Raw genomic sequence first — 22,853 nt, forward strand, 5'->3', positions numbered from 1 at the left:
GACCCGGTCCACCTGTCGGGGACCGAACCTCCGGCCGGGGGACCGGCCTTGTCACCCAGAGCGGTCGGATCAGAGCGCGGAGTCGAACGCCCCGGGATGGATCTGGTCCCGCGTCGCCCGGTACTGCTGCCGCACCGCCTGACCGACCGGCAGCTCCTCGCCCGGCTCCAGCACCTGCGCCGCCGCGCCCTGCCAGGCCGGGGGGGTGCGCGGATCGAGCGTCCCTCGCGAGACCCCCAGCGCCCAGGCCGCCTGCCGGGCCGCGCCCAGCGCCGCGTACTCGGCCGGCTGCGGTACGACGACCTGCGTACCGAACAGCGCAGGCGCAAGCCCCTGCACGGCAGGCAGCTCGGCCGCCGCACCCAGGAGGAACACCCGCCGCACCTCGACCCCGCGGTCACGCAGCACATCGAGCGCGTCGGCCAGCGAGCACAGCATCCCCTCGAACGCGGCCCGGGCCAGATGCTCCGGCTTCATCGACTCCCGCCGCAGCCCGCTCAGCGTGCCCGCGGTGTGCGGCAGATGCGGGGTGCGCTCGCCCTCCAGATACGGCAGCAGTACGAGCCCGGAGGCGCCCGGCGTCGACTTCAGCGCCAGCGCGGACAGCTCCTCCAGACTCTCCAGACCCAGCATCTCGGCGGTGCCGCGCAGCGCACGCACCGCATTGAGCGTGTACACGACCGGCAGATGCATCCCGGTGGCATCCGCGAACGACGTGATCATCCCGGACGGATCGGCCAGCGCCTCGTGGTGCACCGCCATCACCGAACCCGAGGCCCCCAGCGACACCACCGCGTCGCCGGGCCCGACCCCGAGCCCGAACGCCGCCGCCATCGTCTCGCCGGTCCCGGCCGAGATCAGCAGTCCCTCCGGCGTCGTCCCGGCCGCATCGGCGGGGCCGAGCACCTCCGGCAGCGCGGCCTGGTGCCCGAGCGCGAGCTCCACCAGATCGGGCCGGTACGCCTCGCTCCCCGCCGACCAGTACCCCGTCCCCGACGCGGCACCCCGGTCGGTGGTCCGCCGGTTCGGCCGGCCCAGCAACTGCCAGACCAGCCAGTCGTGCGGCTGCATCACCGAAGCGACCCGCTGCGCCGCCTCCGGCTCGGTCCGCGCCAGCCAACGCAGTTTCGACACCGGTTGCGCGGCCTGCGGTACGGCCCCGACCGCCTGGGCCCAGGCCTGCCGCCCGCCGAGCCCGTCGATCAGATCGGCCGCGGCGACCTGCGCCCGCTTGTCGTTGCCGAGCAGCGCCGGACGTACGAGGTTGCCCTGCCGGTCCAGCGGCACCAGACCGTGCTGTTGCGCGGACACGCCGATGGCCTGGACGCCTTCGAGCAACCCGCCGGTGGCCGCCTCACCGAGTGAGAGCAGCCACACCTGCGGATCGACCTCGGTGATCTTCGCCTCGACGGGATGTGCGGCGTACCCCTGCCGGAGTACGGCACCCGTGTCCGCATCGCAGACGACGATGTGTGTGAAGGCCGAAGAACTGTCCAAGCCGGCGACTATGCCCATGATGAAGATTCTGCCGCACCGCCGGAGCTTTCCCGTACGGAAGGCGGGTGGCCACCCCTGTTACGTATTGCTGGTGCCCCAGTCGTCCTCGACACCCTGGCCCTGGCTCCGCTCCCGCACCGACCGCACCCGCGCGACCACCGAGGCGGGCACCTTGTCACCGACCTTGACGCTCACCGCGTGGTACGCCTTGCCGGCGAACTCACGGCTGCTCTGTGCCGCGGACTCGGCGGTATTGCGCACGGCCGGGTTCTGGGCGATCTGACGTGCGGACTTCTTCAGCTGCTCGTAGCGCTCGCGTCCGGCCCGAGTGCCGATGACGTAACCGAGGGCCAGGCCGGCGATGAACGTGAGCCGGTACCGCATGGCTGCCACCCTTCTCCTGCTCCGTGCTTGCTGCGTATGTGCTCGGCGCGACGTGTGCTGCCCGCCTACCCGCCGGGGCCCGAGATCACCCGGGGCGATACCGATTGGCGGAGCACCCCCCTGCTTGCGCTAATGTATGTGTCGCAGCGAACGCGCGCCGCCCGGCAGCAGCCAGGCAGGTAGGGTTCGGTGCAAACGCAGCAATCCCCTGTAGCTCAATTGGCAGAGCAGCCGGCTGTTAACCGGCAGGTTACTGGTTCGAGTCCAGTCGGGGGAGCGCGATCCCCTGTAGCTCAATTGGCAGAGCATTCGGCTGTTAACCGGAGGGTTACTGGTTCGAGTCCAGTCGGGGGAGCGGAACGGAAGAGGACCCTTCGGGGTCCTTTTTCGCGTGCCGGGCCGGAGGCTGATCCGACGGCCGGTGCCGGACTCTTTCGTGTCCGCTTCGCGCCGTCCGGAACCGGGCAGCCGGCAGCGCAGTCCTCAAGGTCAGGCGAAGCCGACCATCCGGAGCGAGAGATCGTATGACCGGCTATGCTGCGGCAGACGGCGCGCACACATGTGCGCGCCACGCCGAAAAGGGGCGGTAGCTCAGCCGGTTAGAGCAGCGGACTCATAATCCGTCGGCCGTGGGTTCGAGTCCCACCCGCCCCACCATGACGGCCGCAGCGCAGGAATGTTCCAGCCTCCTGGGAACAAGGATGCACGCGCGGCGGCGTCGAACGTGTAGGACACGCTGAAGGCCGTTCGCAGGCCCCCTGTCGGCTCAGAGGCCGACGCTCACGAGGTGACGGAGCCCCGACCGTGCATGCGGCCGGGGCTCCGTCGATACCTGCCTGCAGGTCCCGAACTCCGTGTGTACCGACCGGTTTCGTCCGGACGTGCGTCAAGTGGGTCGGCTGCTGGTGGTGTTGTTGAGGCGGCGGGTGAGGGCTGTGGCGCCTCGTTGCTGCGTACTGACGCTCAGTGCGAGCATTTTTCTTTGTGTTAGCAACGCACTTCGCTCATCGTGACTCCGGTACGAACCCTCGAACGGTAGTGGCGCGCCGTCACTCTCCGGGGTCGTTCCGTCGCGCCCCGCCCATGCCCGTGGGTATCTGGCGGCTGTACACCCGGATCTGCGGGGGCGTGGGGCCGCTGCGGCCGATTTCGTCAGGGATTCTGCGGGCGTGCTCCGCTGTGCCGATGAGGCGCCCCGTAGGCCGCTTCGTGCCCGCGCATCACGCCGGGCGATGCCCAAATATTCGCCTAGTAATATGGCTTTTGCCCGAATTCGTACGCGTACGACTTGTTGGTCCCGTGAAGGCGTCGTAGTGTCGATAGTGCCGCGGCAGAAACAGGGTGCGGCATACCAAACTTCCCAAAGGAGGCGAAGATGAACGTTCGCGACATCTTCCGCCATGGGGGTGGCAGGGACCGTTGGGGCGGCTGGGGCGGCTACGGCGGCTACGGCGGTTACGGCGGTTACGGCTACGGCTTCGGCCGACGTGGACGTGGACGCCGCTTCGGGCGCCGAGGCTACGGCGGCTACGGCGGCTACGGCGGCTACGGCGGCTACGGCTACTGACCGGTCACCCAGAATCTCCAAACCCCTTACACGAGGCTGGCCCGCGCAACCGCGCGGGTCACGCCTCGTGGTTTTGGGGCCCGCGCCCCGGGGCCTCCCATTCGGATCATGTCGACCTGCGGCCCCTGACAGACGTTCCGCAGGCGCTCTTCAAGGCTTCAATCACGACGGCATCGCAGTTGGCGCCGTGATCCGGCCCCGATCCGGGAACAGGCTCCGGCGGCGGTCCGCATTCCGCACTCTTCAGTGATGTGAGGCCCATGCGCCTTCTCGGCCCCCTCGCGCGCCCCGACGAGCCGCTCCCGGAATCGGTGACGGACGTTCCGATCCGTACCGACCCCATCAGCGTGGTGCGGTCGTTCCGGCGGTTCTGGCCGCTCACCTATGGCGACCGGCGCTGGCTCCTGCTCATCTGCGTCCTCGCCAGCGTGACCGCGGTCGCGGAGACCATCACCATCCTTCTCTTCGCGGAACTGACGGACAACGCTCTGCAGCAGGGATCCGTCAGTGCCTTCTGGAAACCTGCTGGTCAGTGGCTCACCGTGGCCGTCATCGGTGCGATCGTGGGGTATCTGTGCAGCTCGCTCGCGGTCTGGACCGCCGAACGCTTCGTGATGCGGCTGCGGGCCCGCGTCTTCAGTCATCTGCAGACGCTGCCGCCCCACTTCTACCAGCGCAATCGCCGCGGTGACCTGGTCGAGCGGCTCACCGGCGATGTGGAAGCCATCGAAGCCCTCGTGGTCTCCGGCATCGTCGGGGCTGCGACCGCCCTCTTCAACACCTTCTTCTACGCTGCCGCCGCTGTGTGGCTGAGCTGGAAACTGGCCCTCGCCACGTTTGCCATGATCCCGCTCTTCTACCTCGTCACCCGCGTGTTCACGGGGCCTCTGCGCGCGGTGTCCCGGCGCGGACGTGCGGCGGACGGCGCCATCACCGCCGTGGTCGAGGAGACGCTGGTCAACGTCGTCATGACCCAGGCGTACAACAGGCAGCACGACGAGGAGGAACGGCTCCTCGGCAAGGCGCGTGCCCGGTTCAAGGCGGCGGTGAGAGGCACTCGGCTCGCCGAGCTCTACGAACAACTCGTAGAGGTCCTCGAAACTGTGTGCGTCCTGGTGATCATCGGCCTGGGGGCGTGGCAGATCTCCACGGGCGGGATCACACTCGGGCAGCTCCTCGCCTTCGCCGCCTTCGTCGGCTCCCTCTACCCGCCGATCCGCTCCCTGGGCCAGCTCGGTCTGACGGCCACCGCCGCGACCGCCGGAGCCGAGCGGCTTCTGGAGATCCTCGACACCGAGCCCACCGTCACCGACCCGGGCGCATCCGTCGCGGCCCCGGCCCGGCGGCGCGCTGTCGGCGAGGTGGAGGCGCGGCAGGTCGACTTCCACTACCCCGGTAACCCGGAGCCGGTTCTCCGCGGTCTCTCGTTCACCGCTGTCCCCGGCGAACTGCTGGTCATCACCGGCCCCAGCGGAGCCGGCAAGTCGACCCTGGCCGCTCTGCTGCTGAGGTTCTACGACCCGGACTCCGGCAGCATCCGGCTGGACGGTACATCCGTGGACCAGTTGCCGCTGACCTACCTCCGCCGGAACATCACGCTGCTGCCGCAGGACACCCTCGTCCTGCACGACACCATCGAGCAGAACATCGCGTGCGGGCGCACCGACACAAACTTCCGTGACATCGAGGACGCCGCGCGGGCAGCCGACGCGCACGATTTCATCCGTGCGCTTCCCGACGGCTACAACACCGTTGTCTCACCCGGCACGTCCCGGCTCTCCGGAGGCCAGTTGCAGCGCATCGCGATCGCCCGTGCCATGGTCCGCGACGCGCCCGTTCTCCTTCTCGACGAGCCCACCACCGGCCTGGACGCACTGGCCGCACAGCGCATCCTCGGCCCGCTGCGACGCCTCGCCGAGGGACGCACCACCATCGTCATCACGCACGACCTGGCCCTCGCCGCCGATGCCGACCGCATCCTGGTGCTGGACGAGGGGCGTCTGGTGGAGTCGGGCACGCACGCCCAACTGCTCGACCGCAGCGGCCTGTACGCCACGCTGTTCGACGCCAAGCCCTCGCGTAGCAACGGAACCGTGGACGCACTCGCCAAGCATGCGCGCCCATCGGGGATCCATTGGCGGTAGGGCCCTAGAAGGAGCCGGATCCGGACCGGTCGTTACCATCCGCTGTGACCGAAACGACCGAAGAACCTGTACATCGCACGCGCATACTCGCCGACCTGACTCCGCTGCGGACCTCGCCCGACTACCGGCGACTCTGGTTCGGGAACACGGTTTCCTGGATCGGGCAGGGGATGACGGCGCTCGCCGTGTCGCTCCAGGTGTACGACATCACCGGGTCCGCCTTCTCGGTCGGGCTCATCGGGTTCTGTTCGTTTCTGCCGCTGGTCGTCTTCGGGCTGTACGGCGGAGCCATCGCGGACACCGTCGACCGGCGCAGACTGGGGCTGGCCAGCTCCTCCGGTTCGTTCGTCCTCGCCGTCGCACTGGTCGCGGCGACCGTCGCCGGGGTCGAGCAGTTGGGGCTGCTGTACGCGGTCGTCGCCCTCCAGGCGGTCTGCTTCGCGCTCAACTCACCGGCCCGCAGCTCGATGGTCGCGCGCCTCCTGCCGGCCGAGCAGCTGCCCGCCGCAAACGCGCTCAGCTCGATCACCAGCACCACCGGTGCGCTGGTCGGGCCGATGCTGGGCGGACTCATGGTCGGCTGGTGGGGGTACCGGGCCGCGTACACCGTCGATGCCGTCACCTTCACCGCCGCGCTGTACGCGATGTGGCGGCTGCCCTCGATGCTCCCCGAGCGCGGGGACGACGCGGGGAGCGAGAAGCGGGCGTCCGTGGTGGGCGGGCTGCGGTTCCTGGCGGCGCGGCCCATTCTGCGGATGACCTTCTTCACCGATCTGTGCGCCATGGTCCTCGCCCATCCGCGGGCGCTCTTCCCGGTCGTCGCCGTGGTCTGGTACGGCGGTGACGCGAAGACCACCGGGCTGCTGGTCGCGGCTCCGGCGCTGGGCGCACTTCTGGGCGGGGTGTTCTCCGGTTGGCTGAGCCGGATCAGACGGCACGGACTCGCGGTGATCGCCGCCGTGACCTGCTGGGGCAGCGCCATCGCCGTCTTCGGGCTGACCCGTCAGCTCTGGCTCGGGCTGGTCCTGCTGGCGCTCGCGGGCTGTGCGGACACCGTCTCGATGGTCTTCCGGAACACCATGCTCCAGGCAGCGGTGCCGGACGAGATGCGGGGGCGGCTGCAGGGCGTGTTCATCGTGGTGGTGGCCGGTGGGCCGCGGCTCGGGGACTTCCTGGCGGGTTCGGTCGCCGATCTGGCGTCCCCGACGGTGGCGGCCACCGGGGGCGGCATCGCATGCGTGGTCGCGGTGTCGCTGCTCGCGTTGAAGTGGCGGGGATTCGCCCGGTACGACGCCCGGGATCCGCAGCCCTGACAGGGCCGGGGCGGGGCCGTGGCCCGAGCCCGGCCGGTCACGCTGGCCGACCGGCCGCGGCGGCGTGGCTCCTACGCTCAGGCGGTCGCGTCGGAGAACTTCGGCATCTCGCCCTCGGTCGTCTTGACGTCGATCACGGAGAACGCCGCGCCCTGCGGGTCGCTCAGCGCCGCGAACCGGCCGAACGGGCTGGCCATCGGGCCGAACCGGAGAATCGCCCCGCGCTCCGTCGCCTTTGCGACCGCCGCGTCGCAGTCCTCGACGGTGAAGTGCACATTGAGGTAAGGCGCACTCGGTGATTCGGCCCGGGTTTTCACGCTAAGGGCTGTGTCCCGTAGTCCCTGGTGGACCGGCGCGCGGCGCCGGATGCGGTACATCGCAAGGCAGAGGGGCATCCTCATAGCGACCCGCCGGCGGCCGTGGCCTCCGGGCCCGCGATGCCGCGGGCGACCCCCAGCTCCACCAGGTCCTGCGGACGCAGGCGCAACTGGTCGGCCGTGGCGTGCACGGCGTCGGGGGAGCGCTTCAGGATGGCTGCCGCGAGCTCCGGGGCGATGACGGAGAAGTAGCTGTCCTGGGTGACATATGTGTTCTCCGGCGCCGCCAGGGCGAGTGCCCCGCCCGAGCCGCCCTCGCCGATCACCAGGGTCGTCACCGGGACCCGGGCCTCGGCGATCGCCGCGAACGCATCGGCGATGGCGGCCCCCGCGCCCGCCCGTTCCGCCTCGGCGTCGTTGGCCGCTCCCGGAGTGTCGATCAGGGTCAGGACGGGCACGCCGAGCCGGTCCGCGAGCCGGATCACCCGGGCCGCGGTCCGGTAGCCGGCCGGGCGGGTCGCGGTGCCGCACTGGGCGACGTACGCGATCGGCCGGCCGCCGCGTACCCCGAACCCACAGAGCAGCCCCGGATCCGTACCGCCGCACCGGTCGCCGCTGAGCGGCAGCAGGTGATCGAAGTACGCGTCGAGATACGTCCCGGCACGCGGCCGGGCCGAGGAACGGGCCTGCTGCACCGCGTCCCAGCCGGTCGCCGGCAGGCCGGTGGCCGCGAGAGCGCCCGGGACCGGCGCGGGGACGCCGGACTCGTCGACGACTGCCGCCCCCAGCGCGCCCAGCCACCGCCCCAGCGTCCGTGGCAGTTCGTCCGGGTGGACGACCGCGTCGATCTGGCCCGCCGCCAGCTGGCCCTCCGCCGCGTACGCCGACGGGTCCGCGTCCGCCGGCCGCACCCGCGATCCGGCGAACCCGATCTGGGCCCCGGGAAGCGCCAGGATCACATCGGCGCCCGCCCCCAGCGTGGCCCAGCCGCCGCCCGTCGTCGGATCGCGCAGGACCGCGAGCTGCGGCAGACCGGCCGCCCGCAGCCGTGCCGAGGCACGTGCCACCCGCTGGAGCTGGGTGAGCGCGATCATGCCCTCCTGCATCCGGCTGCCGCCCGTCGCGACGATCGAGACGAGCGGCAGCCGCCGGGTGAGTGCGGTCCCGTAGGCGGCTTCCAGTAGATCCCCGGTGCGCTGCCCCAGCGATCCGCCCAGGAATCCGAACTCGAACGAGACCAGCACACACGGCCGGCCGCCGACCGTGGCACGGCCGTGGACGACGGACTCCTCCTCGCCGGTACGTGCCGCGGCGCGGGCCCGGGAGTCCGCGTAACCGGACCAGGAGAGCGGACCGTCCGCCGGTATCTCCGCGCCGGGCGGGGTGTCGGACTCGGTGAAGTCGTCGGTGACCGCCGCGATCGCCTGCCGCGCCGTCAGGCGCCTACGCACCGAGCGACCGCTTCATGATCTTGCCCATGTCATTGCGGGGCAGCGCCTCCAGATAGCGGACCGTGCGGGGCCGCTTGTGCGGGGCCAGCTGGGCCGCCACGTGGTCTGCGAGCTCGGCCTCCGCGGGCGGTGCGGCCGGGTCGGCCGGCACCACCCAGGCGACGATCCGCTCGCCCAGGTCCGGGTCCGGCTCCCCGGTGACGGCGGCCTCGCGGACGCCCGGGTGGTCCAGCAGCGCGTTCTCGATCTCGCCCGCGCCGATCTTGTAGCCGCCGCTCTTGATCAGGTCGGTGGCCTTGCGGCCGACGATCCGTACATAGCCGTCCGCGTCGAGGGCGGCCATGTCGCCGGTACGGAACCAGCCGTCCTCGGCGAAGGCGGCCGCCGTCGCGTCGGGGCGGTTCAGATAGCCGGCGAAGAGGTTCGGGCCGCGCACCTGGATCTCGCCCACCGCACCCTCGGCCGTCGGATCGTCGAGCGGGGTGCCGTCCTCCTCGACGAGCCGGAGTTCGACGCCCCGCAGCGGTGCGCCGACCGTCCCGGGGCGAGGCTCGCCGTCCGCCCGGACGCCCGTGTTCATCAGGGTCTCCGTCATGCCGTACCGCTCGATGACCCGCCGGCCGGTCGCCGCCGCGATGCGTTCGTGGTCATGGACCGGAAGGGCGGCCGACCCCGATACCAGCAGCCGGGCCCCGGCGAGAGCCTTCGCCAGCTGGGCCGCCTCCGGTGTCGCCGTACCGAGCGCCTCGGCGAGCCGGTGGTACATCGTCGGCACGCCGAACAGCATCGTGGCGCCGGACGACAGCTCCCGGGCCACGCCCTCGGTGGAGAACCGCCCCAGATGCCGCACCGATCCGCCCCGGCGCAGCGGCCCGAGCACGCCCAGGATCAGGCCGTGCACATGGAACAGCGGCAGGGCGTGCACGAGGACGTCGTCGCCGGTCCACTGCCAGGCGTCCGCCAGCGCGTCCAGCGAGGCGGCGATCGCGCGGCGGGGCAGGATCGCCCCCTTGGGCGGGCCGGTGGTGCCGGAGGTGTAGACGATCAGGGCGGGGGACTCGGGGGAGGGTTCGGGAAAGACGACGCCCTCGGCCGCCGTCGCTGCCGTGTCGACATCCGTACGGTCCAGCGCGGCGAGCATCGGCGGGAGCACGTCGCCCGCCCGGGCCAGCACCACCGACGGGGCGCTGTCGGCCACGATGTGCGCCAGTTCGCGTGCGCCGGTCTTCGGATTGAGGGGGACGGCGGGCACCCCGGCCCGCAGCGCCGCCACCACCGCGACGACGGTCTCGGCGGTCGGCGTGGCCCAGACGGCGACCCTTCCCGCGCCCGCGAGCCGCGCGGCGAGCGCGTCGGAGGCCGCGGCCAACTGTGCGTACGTCAGGGTGTGTTCACCGAACCGGACGGCTTCCCGGGCGGCCGCGGGGCCGGTTCCGTCATGCAGCGCAGGCAGAAGAGAAGTCACCCTCCGACCCTAAGGGCTGTCCCGTGATCCCGGGCGGGTGCACGACGACGGCGACGGCACCTCGCCGCGTTGCCGGAACGCCTGCGGGACAGCCCTCAGACAGCCGGCTCGGGCGTCCTCCGGTCCCGCTGAATGTTCCGCATCCGCCCGTACGCGTACACGCATCCGGCCAGTGCCAGGTCGGACAGCAGCATGAAGCCGATCGAGTACGAGCCCTTCGCGCTGTAGATCGCGCCCATCACCAAGGGCGGGACGAAGCCGCCGAGTCCGCCCATCGCGCCGACGATTCCGGTGACGCTGCCCACCTTCGGCTGCGGTGTCACCTGCGAGACGAGGGCGAAGATGCTGCCGCTCGACGTGCCCAGTCCGGCCGCCATGCAGAGCAGTGCGATCGTGCCGCCCGGCGCCAGCTTCGGGTCGAAGGCCTGGATGATCGCCATCAGTGCGGCCAGCCCCAGTGCCGCCGAGGTGACCAGCGCCGGGTGGATGTGGTCCGAGAGCCAGCCGCCGATCGGCCGGAAGACGACGGTGACCAGGGCGAACCCGGCGGCCTTCGTGCCGGCGTCGGTCGGCGAGAGGCCGTACCAGGTCTTCAGATAGGTCGGCAGATAGACGCCGAACGCCACGATGCCGCCGAAGCCGATCGCGTACAGCGCGGAGAGTTCCCAGGTGACCCGCAGCCGGCCGGCGTCGCCCAGCCGGTGGCCGAGGGAGTCGGTCGGTACCTTCCGGTCCGGGTGGTCGCTGATCAGCACTGCGGCCAGTGCCGCGTACACCACCAGAGCACAGGCGACCACGAGGAACGGAAGGTTGTGGCCGTGCTGGGCGATCCGCGGGGTGAAGTAACCGGAGAGTGCGACACCCCCCATGCCCATGCCGAACACACCCAGCGCGAGCCCTCGATCGGAGGGCGGGAACCACGAGTTGACCAGCGGGATGCCGATCGCGAACGTCGTGCCGCCCAGCCCCAGCAGAAAGCCCACGGTGAGCATCGCCCCGTACGAGTTCCTCGCCGGGATCAGCAGCAGTACGGGGACGATGGTCAGCGCCGAGACCAGCGGGAACATCAGCCGGGCGCCGTACTTGTCGGTGAAGGCCCCCGCCGCGATCCGGCCCAGCGAACCGACCAGCACCGGCACGGCGACCAGCAGCGACTGCTCGAACGAGCTCAGCCCGAGCCGCTCCTTGTAGTCCCCGGAGAGCGGCGCGATCAGGTTCCAGGCCCAGAAACGTGAGTCCGAAGCCGATCGTGGCTACCACAAGGTTGCGGTATGCGGCTGCGGACGGCCGGCCTGTCCGAGCGGGAGACTGCTTGACGGCTTCCACCCTGCAAGTCAAGGCCGGGCGGCGTCGGTGGGCCCGTCGGCCTACGCCAGGCGGGTCAGGGGTCCACCGGCCCGGCCGACGCGGTCTCCGCAGTCGTAATCCGGCATAAGCTGCGACAATCGCGGTATGGACCGTCTGGACAGGGAAATCCTCAGCGTCCTCCAGGAGGACGCGCGGATCTCGTACCGCGATCTGGGGGTACGGGTCGGCCTCAGTGCCAACGCCGCGGCCGACCGGGTGCGGCGGCTGCGCCGCGACGGCGTGATCCGCGGCTTCACCGTGATCATCGACCCGGCCGCCGACACCCGAACGGGCCTGGTCGTCTTCATCGATGTGACGCTGCGTATCGACACGACCAACGAGGTGTTCGAACGGGCGGTTCTCGCCCTGCCCGGCATCACCGAAGTGGTGCACGTGACGGGCGGGCACGACTACCTCGTACGGGCCACGGTCGCCGACACCGCCGCCCTGGACGGACTGCTGCGCCGGCTCAAGCGGGAAGCGGGCGTCGCCCACTCCAGCACCCGGGTCGCGCTCAGAGCGGCGCCTGCCAGGTGAACGTCGTGGAGCGCGAGCCGTCGTCGCCGCGCCCGTCGTCGGCGACCGCCAGCCGGACTGCGGCCCGCCCGTCGGGCAGCCGTGCCGTCGCGTCCACCTCCACCTCGATGGCCGACACCCCGGTCCGCCGGTGGGCCGCCGCGAGCGCGCCGCGCAAAGCCGCGAGGAGCTGCCGGTCCGCGGGCTGCCGCACGAGTGAGTCCACCGCCCCGGTGAACTGCACCGACGGCTGGAAGCCGAGGACGGAGGCCGCGCCCCCGGTCTCCCGGAGCACCCGGCCGCGAAAGGTGCTGGGTGCCTCGGTGGGCGGCTGCTGGAGGGCGAAGATCGCGGTCCGTACTTCCTGAATGGTGGAGTTCAGCTCGTCGACGGCCTGGGTGAGCAGCTCGTCCGTCTCCGGGGCGGCCGCCCGGCGGCGGGTCGACTCCAGCATCATCTCGGTCGCGAAGAGCCTCTGGACGACGAGATCGTGCAGATCGCGGGCGATCCGGTCACGGTCCTCGTACACCGCGAGCTGTTCCCTGTTGTGCTGGGCGTCCGCCAGCACCAGGGCGAGCGCGGCCTGCGAGGCGAACTGGGAGGCCAGTAGCCGGTCCACGGCCGTGTACGGGCGGCCGCCGCGCCGCCGGGGCAGTGCGAGGGTGCCGATGAGCCTGCCGCCGCTCTGCAACGGCAGCATCATGCTGGGACCGAACCGGGTGCGCACATGTGTCGTCATCCGCGGATCCGTCGCCGAGTCGTCGATGAAGACCGGCTCTCCGCCCAGCAGCTGCACCAGCACGGGGGAGCCCGGCTCGATGGTGGTGCCGACGATGCCGGCCGGGTCGTCGAGCGTGGACGCGGTGACGATCTCCATCCCGCCGTCCTCGGTCGGCTGGAGGATCACCCCGGCCGAGGCATCGGCGAGAATGCGGGCCTGCTCGGCAACGGTCATCAATGCGTCCGTCGCGTTCGTGCCGCCCAGCAGGGCCGTGGTGACGGCTGCCGCGCCCTCGATCCAGCGCTCCCGCTGGCAGACCGTCTCGTACAGCCGGGCGTTGCCGATCGCGATCCCTGCCTGAGCGGCGAGGACCCGCAGCAGCGCCATGTCCGTGTCGGTGAAGTGCCCGGTGCGTTTCTCGGTGAGATAGAGATTGCCGAACACCTCGCTGTGCACCCGGATGGGTGCCCCGAGGAAGGACCGCATCCGTGGATGGCCGGGCGGCACGCCGCTGGAGCGCGGGTCGGCGGTCAGATCGTCCGAGCGCAGCGGTTCGGGTTCCTCGACGAGCACGCCGAGCAGCCCCGAGTGCCCGTCGGGGAAGCGGCCGATGCGCTGCCGTTCGGCATCGGTCAGACCGGAGGTGAACAGTTCGGTGATGGTGTCGCGGTGGGGGTCGAGGACACCGAGCGCGCCGTACCGGGCCTCGGTGAGCGCGGTGGCGGTGTCCACGATCTGCTGGAGGGTGGCCCGCAGTTCGAGATCGGTGCCGACGCTGAGCACCGCTTCCAGGAGTATCGGCAGCTTGCGGGGTCTGCTGCTCGGGGGCCCGCCCGCCGGACCCCGGCCTTCGCTCTCGAAAGTCATCCGCCGCCCCGGCGGTCGTCAGGCGACCAGCGGGTTGAGGACCATCGGCTCGACCTTGCCGTCCAGCATGGCGCCGAGCCCCAGGACGGCGCACACATCGGGGCGCTCCGCGATGTGCACCGGCATGCCCGTCGCATCGCGCAGCATCTGGTCGAGCCCGGGCAGCAGCGCACTGCCGCCGACCATCATGATCCCGCAGTCCGCGAGGTCGGCCACCAGATCGGGCGGGCAGTGGCGCAACACCTTGCCGAGACCGTCGAGGACCGCGGTCAGCGGGGTGTGGATGGCACGCCGCACGGCGGCGGTGTCGACCTGCACCGAGCGGGCCAGGCCGGTCACCACGTCACGGCCGTGGATCTCGGTCACGGCGGGCCCGTGCGGGGTCAGGCCGTTGCCGCTGAGGGCCAGCTGCAACGGGCGTACCGACTGGCTCGGCAGCATCAACTCGTGCTGCTGGCGCAGATGCTGGATCACCGCGTGGTCGATGGCGTCGCCGCCGATCGGGATCCGTACGGCGGTCACGATCGAACCGAGCGAGAGCACGGCGATCTGCGTGGTCGCCGCCCCGCACACCATGATCATGCTCCCGACAGGTTGCTCGACCGGGAGGTCGCAGCCGACCGCCGCGGCAAGCAGGGTGTCGACCAGCTCGACCCGCCGGGCGCCGAGCCCGACCAGGGTCTCGATGGTGGCGCGCTGGGCGAGCGGATCGCTGTCGTGCGGGGTGCAGGCGGCGGCGCGCAGCCGCGGCTTGCGGCGCAGCTGACGGCGGAGCTTCTCGCCGAGCAGATGGCGGAGCATGCGCTGGGCCATTTCGATGTCGATGACGCTCCCGCCGGAGACCGGGCGGACCACCCGGATGTAGTCGGGGGTGCGGCCCGTCATCTTCTCGGCGAGCTCACCGACGGCGATGAGCGAACCGCTACGGGTGTTGATGGCGGCGGCACTCGGTTCGTCGACGACGAGCCCGAGCCCTTTGATGTACACGCGGGTCCGGGCGGCCCCGAGGTCGACGGCGACGTGGCAGCGGCGCAACTGCTCAAGACTGACGGTCACGGCAGGTCTCCCGGGAGCGCTGATGGGGGTGCCGGCGGTGGCCGGCCCTCTTCGCATCGTGCGGCGCGCGCGGTGCCGCCGCCCGCTGGGATGGGCCATCAGGGGGCGCGGAGCCGGCGGACTGCCAGGTCAGGGTTGGGGTGTGCCCTGGAGCAGTCGCTGGAACAGCCCCCAGGTGAACTCGGCGACGTACGGCGCACCCGTCCGGGGGTCGGTGATCGCGAGCGCCCACCGGGTCGGTGCGCTGCCCTCCATCGGGCGGGCCGGCGGGAAGGCCCGGGCGACCTCGTCGACAGTGCACGACCAGGGGTGCAGATCGTCGGTCGTGCGGAGCTCGGGGCCGGTCGCCCCCGGGGCTCTGACCAGCCACTCGTTCCATACGGCCCCGCCCGGTGCGACCATCACCTCGAATCGCAGCTCCGGCCAGAGCGGCACCGGCCAGAGCAGGGCGTCGCACTCCAGATCGCCGATCCGGCGGTGTACGGAGGACTCGGGTTCGCCCAGCACCGAGCGGTAGCGGCGCAACGAGCCGCGGCCGCGGGGCGCCCGCACCATCGCCTGCCAGCGGCGGTTGGCCTCTCGCATCTCGGCGAGCGAGGCGCTGAGCTCGTGCCGGGCGTCCTCGACGAGGCCGGGCTGGTGGTCGGCCATCCGGCGGAGCAGGACGAGCTGGAACTCGAGTGGACCAAAAGGGGCGACGGTCATGGAATTGACGTTTCCACACAGGATCCTCACGTGAGCGGCTTTCTCTGTTGTCCTATCGGCACTTAATCTTCGGGCGCCATGGATTACTGCCACCCGTGTCAGCGGCATCTCAACGGCGCCCTCGCCTGTGCCGGGTGCGGAACCCCCGCCGAGGCGCTGAGCCACTACGCCACGCCCGCCCTCTCCGGCCACGAACCGGACGCGGAGCGTGTGAAAGCCCTGCCGTCAGCGCCGGGCGGACGTCGCCGCCGGTCCCGCGGCGCTACCGAGCCTGCCCCGGGCGGCCGCGGTGCGCGCGGGTCCGGAGGCAGACGCGGGTCCGCGAATGCGCGCGCATCGGGCGGCTCGCGTCGAGCGCGCCGGGACGAGCGAGACGGCATGGACGAGCGCGCTGCCGGGGACGAGCTCGTCGCCGGGGAGGAGCTTGTCGCCAGGGACGAGCTTGTCGCGAGGGATCAGCGTGGCGGCCGGGGCGGACGAGGCGCCAGAGGGCAACGTGGCGGCCGGGGAGGGCGCGGCCGTCGTTCGCACCGCCGTCGCGGCCGGACCGCCCTGCTCGCCGTCCTCGGTGTCGTGCTCGCCGCCGGGGCGCTGAGCCTCGCCGAGCTGGCCATCGAACCGAAGGGCGACGACGGCGCCTCGGACTACGTACGCGAGGCCACCGACGTCACGACCGCGCCGGCGCCGAAACCCTCGTCGAGTCACGACATCGACCGCCCCGGACCGGTGGACAGCCCCTCCACCGTCCCCTCCACCGACGCGCACACCTCCGGCACCGTCCGTCCGGGCACTGGGACCGGCACCGGCGCCGGTGCCCCCGGAGGTGCGGGCTCCGGCCCGCCCGCGGCCACCATCACGCCCTCCGACGGTGCCACGTCCTCCACGGATCCGTCGTCCGGACCGAGTCCTTCCGGATCGCCTCGCGACCCGTCGGGTACCCCGACCGGCAACCCGTCGCAGCCCCCGAACCCCGCGCCGCCCAAGCCCAGCCCGACCAAGACCGAGTCGTGCTGGCTCATTTTCTGCTTCTGAGGGCTGTCCCGTGATCCCTGGTGGATCAGCGTGCGGCGTCGGATGCGGTGTATCGCGAGGCGGAGGGCGTCCTCGTACGGGGCGTGTTCGGGCGTTCCGGCAACGCGGGGAGGTGCCGTGGCTGTCGTGCGCCCGCCAGGGATTACGGGACACCCCTCGGGCCTGCAGCTCTAGGACTCCGTGTCCACGCCCAGCATCCGTCGCAGCAGGTCCCGCAGCACCGCACGCTCCGCGTGCGACAGCTCGGCGAGCGGCTCGCGTGCGAAGCCGAGCGACTCGCGGAGCTGCAGCGCGGTCCGGGCACCCTTCTCCGTCGCGGCGGCCAGCTTCACCCGCCGGTCGGCCGGGTCGGGCCGACGCTCCACCAGGCCACGCGTCTCCAGCCGGTCGACGATCCCCGTCACGTTCGACGGCTCGCACTTCAGCTTCTGGGCGATCTTGCGCATCGGCGTCGGCTCCAGGGAGAGCAGCCCGAGGACCCGGGCCTGCGCACCGGTGAGCGAGTGCGCGGCCGCGGCCCGGTCGTACTCCTCGTAGTAGCGCGCCACGACCGTGCCGATGAGCTCGACGACTTCGAGGGTCAGTGGGTCTGTTCGCGTGGTGGCCATGACACCCAGGATACCCAGTTACTTGACAACATGAAATATTCAGGAGCATGGTTGTTTCACGTCATGAAGCATTTCTGCGACGGAACCCGGCGGTCCGAACCCGGCGGGACCCGGCGAAACGCTTCCCCCACTCGTAGGACATCGAGGAGAACCCGAGCCCATGTCTGCAGCACTTCCCACGTCGAGCCGTGAATGGCACCTTGTCGCCCGCCCCCACGGCTGGCCGAAGGCCGAGGATTTCGCGCTGCGTGAGGCCCCGGTCACCGCTCCCGCCGAGGGCCGTGTCCTCGTCCGCAATCTGCACTTCTCGGTCGACCCGTACATGCGGGGACGGATGAACGACGTGAAGTCGTACACCCCGCCCTTCAAGCTGGATCACCCCATGGAAGGCGGCGCGGTCGGCGAGGTCATCGCCTCCAACGCCGAGGGGATCGCGGTCGGTGACCACGTCCTGCACGGTCTGGGCTGGCGCGAGTACGCCGACGTCCCGGCCCAGCACGCCGTCAAGGTCGACCCGGACCTGGCCCCGCTCTCCGCCTACCTCGGTGTGCTCGGCATGACCGGGCTCACCGCCTACGCGGGCCTCTTCGAGGTCGCGTCCTTCAAGGAGGGCGACGCCGTCTTCGTCTCCGGTGCCGCCGGTGCCGTCGGCAGCCAGGTCGGCCAGATGGCGAAGCTCAGGGGCGCCTCGCGGGTCATCGGCTCGGCCGGATCCGACGAGAAGGTCAAGCTCCTCGTCGAGGAGTACGGCTTCGACGCCGCCTTCAACTACAAGAACGGCCCGGTTGCCGAGCAGCTGCGCCAGGCCGCCCCCGACGGCATCGACGTCTACTTCGACAACGTCGGCGGCGAGCACCTCGAAGCGGCGATCTCCTCGCTCCATGTGCACGGCCGCGCCACCATCTGCGGAATGATCGCCCAGTACAACGCGACCGAGCCGACCCCCGGCCCGCGCAACCTCGCTCTCGTCATCGGCAAGCGGCTGCGTCTGCAGGGCATGCTCGTCGGCGACCACGCCGCGCTCCAGCCGCAGTTCGTCCAGGAGGTCGCCGGCTGGCTGGCCTCCGGTGAGCTGAAGTACCGCGAGACCGTCGTCGAGGGCATCGAGAACGGCTTCGATGCGTTCCTCGGCCTGATGCGCGGCGAGAACACCGGAAAGATGATCGTTTCCCTCGGCTGACAGCCGTTCGCCGTCACCGTTAGTCTCATCCGCAGGCCGTCGCGATCGTGGGCGCGAGTTGCGGCGCTACAGCAGAGGAAACCTCAGCATGGCCATTCAGGAAATAACCGTCGCGTACACCGCTGTCGCCACTGCGGAGAACGGCCGTGACGGCCGCGTCTCCTCCGACGACGGCCGGCTCGACGTCGTCGTCAACCCGCCGAAGGCGCTGGGCGGCAACGGCGCGGGCACCAACCCGGAGCAGCTCTTCGCGGCCGGCTACAGCGCCTGCTTCCAGGGCGCCCTCGGTGTGGTGGCCCGTCAGGAGAAGGCCGACATCTCCGGCTCCACCGTGACCGCCGCGGTCTCCATCGGCAAGACCGCCGAGGGTGGCTTCGGCCTGGAGGTCGCGATCTCCGCGACCATCCCGAACGTCGACACCGCCACCGCGCAGTCGCTCATCGAGAAGGCCCACCAGGTGTGCCCGTACTCGAACGCCACGCGCGGCAACATCAAGGTCGAGCTGTCGGTCGTCTGATCGTCCGCACTGCCTGTACGCAAGTGGGGGCCGCACCCCCCGGGGTGCGGCCCTCAACTGCGTACCGCCCTGCTCATCGCGCTGCTCCGCCACGCGGACCGGGTGACCGTCGCCCGCCTCGCCCAACTGGTCGATGTGATCGCCCCGATCATGACGGAGCGAAGTCGCCCCGCACGGCTTCGACCTGGCGAAGATCGCCGAACACCAGGTTCTCGCGGACGCCGACCCGGACGCCCGCAACACCCTCACCGATCCGGACCGCGTCACCCCGCATCCGGCGCAGGGCACGACGCTCGACGGTGCAGTGCCGAGGGCGACACTGGAACCCATGTCCTGGAACATGATCCGCCTGACCTGACCGCGGACGGATCCGACCGCGCGGAGAGCGAGGACGGAACGTCCGGGGAAGTCCGGTCCGGCCCCCAACTCCCCGGTCAACACGACCCCCACCACCCCCGTTACGCTGACGCCATGCGCGATCTAGGGGTGGGTTTCAGCTATTTGATCAAGGGGCAACGCTGGGTCGGCCGGCACGGACGCTGGTTCGGCTTCGGCCTGGTCCCCGGCCTCGTCACACTGGTCGTGTACGCGGCAGCGCTCGTCGGACTCGGCTACGGCGCCGACGACTTCGTGGCCTGGGCGACCCCGTTCGCCGACGACTGGTCCTCGCCCTGGCTCGGCCTGCTCCGGGTCACGCTCACCGTGCTGGTCTTCGCCCTCGGGCTGTTCCTCGCCGTGATCACGTTCACCGCCGTGACGCTGCTGGTCGGCCAGCCGTTCTACGAGTCGCTCTCCGAGCAGGTGGACCGGTCGGAGGGCGGCGACGTCCCCGAGTCCGGGCTGCCGCTCTGGCGCGAACTGTGGATCTCCGCCCGTGACAGCCTCCGCATTCTCGTGCGCGTCTCGCTGTACGCCGTACTGCTCTTCGCCCTCGGGTTCGTCCCGGTCGTCGGCCAGACGGTGGTCCCCGCGATCGGTTTCTGTGTCACCGGCTACTTCCTCGCCGAGGAGCTCACCGCGGTCGCGCTCCAGCGCCGCGGTCTGGTCCTGGCGGACCGGCTCGTCCTGCTGCGCGGCCGCCGCATGCTGACCCTCGGCTTCGGAGTACCGCTGGGACTCGCCTTCCTGGTCCCGTTCGTGGCGGTGTTCCTGATGCCGGGCGCCGTCGCCGGAGCCACCCTGCTCGCGCGGGACCTGACGGCGCCGCCCTCCGACGACGAGGACGCGGCCCCTTCCCCGTACGCCCTCAACAAGGACTGAGGACCGAGGAGACCCCGAGCCATGACCGAGATCATCGCCGTCGCCGTCATCACCGTCCTCGCCGTCATCAGCCCGGGCGCCGACTTCGCGATGGTCGTGCGCAACAGCTACCTCTACGGCCGGACGACCGGTCTCCTCGCGGCCACCGGAGTCGCCGCGGGCGTCCTCGTCCATGTCACCTACACGATGCTCGGCGTCGGGCTGCTGATCGCGTCCTCGACAGCCCTGTTCACCGCGATCAAGCTGGCCGGCGCGGCGTATCTCGTCTACATCGGGGTACGGACGTTCTTCGCCCGCAACGATCTCGTCGTCGATCTGGAGTCGAAGCCGGCCCTGACCCGGCTCGGGGCTCTGCGCACCGGCTTCCTGACCAACGCGCTGAACCCCAAGACCACGCTCTTCGTCGTGTCGACCTTCACCCAGGTCGTCGGGGAAGACACCGGTCTGTGGCAGCAGGCGGGCTACGGGCTCTTCATGTCCGCCGCCCACCTCGGCTGGTTCGCACTGGTCGCGCTGTTCTTCTCGCACGAGCAGCTGCGCACCGCGATGCTGCGGTGGCAGAAGGTCCTCAACCGCGGCATCGGTTCGGTGCTCATCGGGCTGGGTGTCACGCTCGGCCTCGCCCGCTGAGCGACGCTCAGCCGCTGTGCACGTCGGGCTCGTCCGGGGCGTCCGCGGGCTCCGGCCGCAACAGTCGCAGGGCTCCGGCCGCGACAGTCGCAGAACGCCGTCAGGCGTACGTCCCCGAGCGAGCGAGCCGCCTGCACCTCGTAGCTGCCGGGCACGAGGGTCCGTCCACGGAGATCAAGGAGTAACACCCCCTCGGACGGAAGAGCCCCGGAGCGGCACCTGACCCCGCCCCGGGGCTCTTCCCCTGCCCGTCGTCCGCCGCGTTCCCGCGTCAGCGCGTCGAGAACCCGTACACCGTCGTCGACACGTACTCCTCGCCCGGCCGCAGCACCGTGCTCGGGAACTCCGGCCGGTTCGGCGAGTCCGGGAAGTGCTGCGTCTCCAGTGCGATCCCGTCGCAGGGCCCGTACGGCCGGCCGTCGAAGTGGTCGGCGGTGTACAGCTGCAGACCCGGCTCGGTCGTCGTGACGGTCAGGACGCGCCCCGACGCGGGGTCGCACAGCTCGGCCACCGGACCGTCGGCGGCGGCGTCCAGAACGAAGTTGTGGTCGTACCCCCCACCGACGGTTTTCGTCTCCCGGAAGTCGAACCGGGTCCCGTCCACCGGCAGGAACTCACCCGTCGGCAGCGACTCGGCGTCCGTCGGCGTGATCCGCCCTGCCGCGATCCACAGCGTGTGCCCGACCGCGCTGCCGCTGTCGGCGCCGGCCAGGTTCCAGTACGTGTGATTGGTCAGGTTGAGCACGGTCGGCGCGTCCGTCGTCGCCCGGTACGCGATGCGCAGCGCCCCGTCCTCGTCCAGGGTGTACGCGGCCGAGACCGTCAGCCGCCCCGGGAAGCCCTCCTCGCCGTCCTCCGCGACCAGGGAGAGCTCCACACCGTCGATGAGCTCCCGCGCCTCCCACACACGTCTGTCGAAGCCACGGGCCCCGCCGTGCACATGGTTGCGCCCCTCGTTCCGGGTCACCCGGTGGGTCTGCCCGTCGAGTACGAAGGAGCCGCGCGCGATCCGGTTCGCGTACCGCCCGACCAGCGCCCCGAAGTACGGGCCGGAGGACTTCTCGTACGCCGCGAGATCCGGCAGCCCGAGCGCCACCGGGGCCCGTACGCCGTTCCGCCCGGGCACCTCGACCGACTGCACGACGCCGCCGTACGTCAGGACGCGTACGCGCGTACCGGCCCGTTCCAGCGTCCAGCGGTGGACGGCGGTGCCGTCCGCGAGGGTGCCGAAGACTTCCGCACGTATCGCCGTGCTCAAACCCGTGTTCATGATCACGGACCTTAGACCACGTGGCTGTGCTACGCCGGTGGCTTCCGCGCCGTGACATTGCGGTACGCGATCTCCGCCAGCCGGGCCTGTCCGTTGCGCCCCGGATGGAACCAGTCCCACTGGCTGAGCTGCCTGCCGGTGAACCGGTAGCCGAAGACCGCACCGCCGTCGTACCGGCAGCGCAGATCCTTCGCGCACACGTCCCGCAGCACCTTGTTGTAGGCCACGACCCGCTTCTGCACCGAGGCGCGGCGTGCCACGGCCGCGGCACTCATGTCATCCGCCTCGCCCAGCATCGACCTGCAGATGCCGAGCTTCCAGATCTGCTTGCCCAGTGCGTTGCCACGCCCCGTCGACCAGAGGCGCTTGAGATCCGGCACGCTCGACACGTAGACCTGCGTCTTCGGCGCCGTGCTGCGCAGCTGACGCATCGACGCCTTGAACGACGCCCGGAAGTCCGCCACCGGTGTCATCACCTCCGCCGAGTCCCGGCAGGCGTCATTGGCGCCGATCATCACCGTCACCAGATCCGGCTTCTGTTGCGCGGCGAGGGCCATCTGCTCCGGCAGCTGGGCGATCCGGGCGCCCGTCTCGGCGTGGTTCCAGCTGTGCGCGGCCGCGCGCGAGGTGCCGAGCAGCCGCACCGCGAGGCTCCGGACCTCGTGGTCAGTGCCGGTCGCCCAGGACACCTCCGGGCAGTCGGTCAGCACCGAACAGGCATCGAACCCCCGTGTGATGGAGTCCCCGACGGCGGCGACCGACTCGGGACTGCGGTCCCAGACGGGGGCATGCGCAGCGGAGGAGCGGTGCTTCGCGGCGGCCGTTCCCTTCGTCGTCCCGTCCTGCCCGGCGTCACAGCCGGTCAGCGCGGCTGCGGCGATGACCGGAAGCACCGTCAGCACGGCGGCAGCGGTGCGCGAGCGGTGGCTTGCGAAACGATTCTGCATCCCTCGTGCCCTCCCGTTTATGCCCCCGGCAACTCCTTATAGCCCCAGGCGGCAGGCCC

The 22,853-nt window shown here is 71.0% G+C and carries 19 protein-coding genes, 3 tRNA genes and 3 pseudogenes; 13 read left to right on the forward strand and 12 right to left on the reverse strand.

Features of this window, described 5'->3' with window-relative positions:
- Positions 1–69 precede the first annotated feature (69 nt).
- Complete coding sequence (locus tag OHA03_RS20745) at positions 70–1,515, reverse strand: FGGY family carbohydrate kinase (RefSeq protein WP_267005304.1); 1,446 nt, start codon at positions 1,513–1,515, stop codon at positions 70–72.
- Between the two features lie 60 nt (positions 1,516–1,575).
- On the reverse strand, positions 1,576–1,881 hold the full coding sequence (locus OHA03_RS20750) for a YtxH domain-containing protein (protein ID WP_267008111.1): 306 nt from the start codon (positions 1,879–1,881) through the stop codon (positions 1,576–1,578).
- 204 nt (positions 1,882–2,085) lie between these two features.
- Here OHA03_RS20750 and OHA03_RS20755 point away from each other — a divergent pair.
- From OHA03_RS20755 to OHA03_RS20780, 6 genes are all read left to right on the forward strand, one after another.
- A tRNA-Asn gene (locus tag OHA03_RS20755) sits at positions 2,086–2,158 on the forward strand.
- Positions 2,159–2,163: 5 nt separating this feature from the next.
- A tRNA-Asn gene (locus OHA03_RS20760) sits at positions 2,164–2,236 on the forward strand.
- A gap of 225 nt (positions 2,237–2,461) precedes the next feature.
- Positions 2,462–2,538, forward strand: a tRNA-Ile gene (locus OHA03_RS20765).
- A 718-nt stretch (positions 2,539–3,256) separates the two neighbouring features.
- Positions 3,257–3,448, forward strand: a complete 192-nt coding sequence (locus tag OHA03_RS20770) for a hypothetical protein (RefSeq protein ID WP_267005305.1) — start codon at positions 3,257–3,259, stop codon at positions 3,446–3,448.
- 260 nt (positions 3,449–3,708) lie between these two features.
- A complete protein-coding gene (locus tag OHA03_RS20775) occupies positions 3,709–5,592 on the forward strand; it encodes an ABC transporter ATP-binding protein (RefSeq protein ID WP_267005306.1) in 1,884 nt (627 codons plus the stop codon).
- 44 nt (positions 5,593–5,636) lie between these two features.
- On the forward strand, positions 5,637–6,905 hold the full coding sequence (locus OHA03_RS20780) for an MFS transporter (protein WP_267005307.1): 1,269 nt from the start codon (positions 5,637–5,639) through the stop codon (positions 6,903–6,905).
- A 77-nt stretch (positions 6,906–6,982) separates the two neighbouring features.
- On the opposite strand, the pseudogene OHA03_RS20785 reads toward OHA03_RS20780, so the two are convergent.
- From OHA03_RS20785 to OHA03_RS20800, 4 genes and pseudogenes are all read right to left on the reverse strand, one after another.
- Positions 6,983–7,192 (reverse strand): annotated as a pseudogene (locus tag OHA03_RS20785) (VOC family protein); the annotation flags it as partial.
- A gap of 110 nt (positions 7,193–7,302) precedes the next feature.
- Positions 7,303–8,673: a carboxyl transferase domain-containing protein gene (locus OHA03_RS20790; protein WP_267005308.1), complete on the reverse strand. Its 1,371-nt coding sequence runs from the start codon at positions 8,671–8,673 to the stop codon at positions 7,303–7,305.
- Positions 8,666–10,138 (reverse strand): acyl-CoA synthetase, encoded by a 1,473-nt coding sequence (locus OHA03_RS20795; RefSeq protein WP_267005309.1) that lies wholly within the window; start codon positions 10,136–10,138, stop codon positions 8,666–8,668. Before OHA03_RS20795 ends, OHA03_RS20790 begins: the two co-directional genes overlap by 8 nt.
- Before the next feature lie 95 nt (positions 10,139–10,233).
- Positions 10,234–11,476: pseudogene (locus OHA03_RS20800) on the reverse strand (nitrate/nitrite transporter).
- Positions 11,477–11,590: 114 nt separating this feature from the next.
- Between OHA03_RS20800 and OHA03_RS20805 the strand changes: the two are divergent.
- Complete coding sequence (locus tag OHA03_RS20805) at positions 11,591–12,022, forward strand: Lrp/AsnC family transcriptional regulator (protein ID WP_030925866.1); 432 nt, start codon at positions 11,591–11,593, stop codon at positions 12,020–12,022.
- Here the strand turns inward: OHA03_RS20805 and OHA03_RS20810 are convergent.
- The 3 genes from OHA03_RS20810 to OHA03_RS20820 form a co-directional block, all read right to left on the reverse strand.
- Positions 12,000–13,589: a GAF domain-containing protein gene (locus OHA03_RS20810; RefSeq protein WP_267005310.1), complete on the reverse strand. Its 1,590-nt coding sequence runs from the start codon at positions 13,587–13,589 to the stop codon at positions 12,000–12,002. The two genes, OHA03_RS20805 and OHA03_RS20810, sit on opposite strands and share 23 nt — an antisense overlap.
- Before the next feature lie 18 nt (positions 13,590–13,607).
- A complete protein-coding gene (locus OHA03_RS20815) occupies positions 13,608–14,645 on the reverse strand; it encodes a rod shape-determining protein (protein ID WP_267005311.1) in 1,038 nt (345 codons plus the stop codon).
- 129 nt (positions 14,646–14,774) lie between these two features.
- Entirely contained in the window at positions 14,775–15,350 is a 576-nt protein-coding gene (locus tag OHA03_RS20820) for a hypothetical protein (RefSeq protein WP_267005312.1), read from the reverse strand.
- A 378-nt stretch (positions 15,351–15,728) separates the two neighbouring features.
- Here OHA03_RS20820 and OHA03_RS20825 point away from each other — a divergent pair, with 378 nt between their 5' ends.
- Complete coding sequence (locus tag OHA03_RS20825) at positions 15,729–16,382, forward strand: hypothetical protein (RefSeq protein ID WP_267005313.1); 654 nt, start codon at positions 15,729–15,731, stop codon at positions 16,380–16,382.
- Positions 16,383–16,552: 170 nt separating this feature from the next.
- Here the strand turns inward: OHA03_RS20825 and OHA03_RS20830 are convergent, their stop codons facing one another.
- Complete coding sequence (locus tag OHA03_RS20830) at positions 16,553–16,990, reverse strand: MarR family winged helix-turn-helix transcriptional regulator (protein ID WP_267005314.1); 438 nt, start codon at positions 16,988–16,990, stop codon at positions 16,553–16,555.
- A gap of 160 nt (positions 16,991–17,150) precedes the next feature.
- Here OHA03_RS20830 and OHA03_RS20835 point away from each other — a divergent pair, with 160 nt between their 5' ends.
- The 5 genes and pseudogenes from OHA03_RS20835 to OHA03_RS20855 all read left to right on the forward strand — a co-directional run bounded on the left by OHA03_RS20835 (position 17,151) and on the right by OHA03_RS20855 (position 20,577).
- The gene (locus OHA03_RS20835) at positions 17,151–18,170 is read left to right on the forward strand and encodes an NADP-dependent oxidoreductase (RefSeq protein WP_267005315.1); all 1,020 of its coding nucleotides are present in this window, start codon (positions 17,151–17,153) and stop codon (positions 18,168–18,170) included.
- Positions 18,171–18,258: 88 nt separating this feature from the next.
- Positions 18,259–18,687: an organic hydroperoxide resistance protein gene (locus OHA03_RS20840; protein ID WP_267005316.1), complete on the forward strand. Its 429-nt coding sequence runs from the start codon at positions 18,259–18,261 to the stop codon at positions 18,685–18,687.
- Positions 18,688–18,756: 69 nt separating this feature from the next.
- Positions 18,757–19,045, forward strand: a pseudogene (locus tag OHA03_RS20845) (alpha-L-arabinofuranosidase C-terminal domain-containing protein); the annotation flags it as partial.
- Between the two features lie 113 nt (positions 19,046–19,158).
- Positions 19,159–19,947: an EI24 domain-containing protein gene (locus tag OHA03_RS20850; RefSeq protein ID WP_267005317.1), complete on the forward strand. Its 789-nt coding sequence runs from the start codon at positions 19,159–19,161 to the stop codon at positions 19,945–19,947.
- 21 nt (positions 19,948–19,968) lie between these two features.
- Positions 19,969–20,577, forward strand: a complete 609-nt coding sequence (locus OHA03_RS20855) for a LysE family translocator (protein WP_267005318.1) — start codon at positions 19,969–19,971, stop codon at positions 20,575–20,577.
- A gap of 271 nt (positions 20,578–20,848) precedes the next feature.
- On the opposite strand, the gene OHA03_RS20860 is transcribed toward OHA03_RS20855, so the two are convergent.
- Together OHA03_RS20860 and OHA03_RS20865 are read right to left on the reverse strand one after the other, a co-directional pair.
- On the reverse strand, positions 20,849–21,847 hold the full coding sequence (locus tag OHA03_RS20860; RefSeq protein ID WP_267005319.1) for an aldose epimerase family protein: 999 nt from the start codon (positions 21,845–21,847) through the stop codon (positions 20,849–20,851).
- Positions 21,848–21,876: 29 nt separating this feature from the next.
- Positions 21,877–22,794 carry an SGNH/GDSL hydrolase family protein gene (locus OHA03_RS20865; protein ID WP_267005320.1) on the reverse strand — a complete coding sequence of 306 codons (918 nt, stop codon included), beginning with the start codon at positions 22,792–22,794 and terminating at the stop codon, positions 21,877–21,879.
- Positions 22,795–22,853: the final 59 nt, after the last annotated feature.

Source organism: Streptomyces sp. NBC_00154 (assembly GCF_026342835.1).
Taxonomy (GTDB): Bacteria; Actinomycetota; Actinomycetes; order Streptomycetales; family Streptomycetaceae; genus Streptomyces.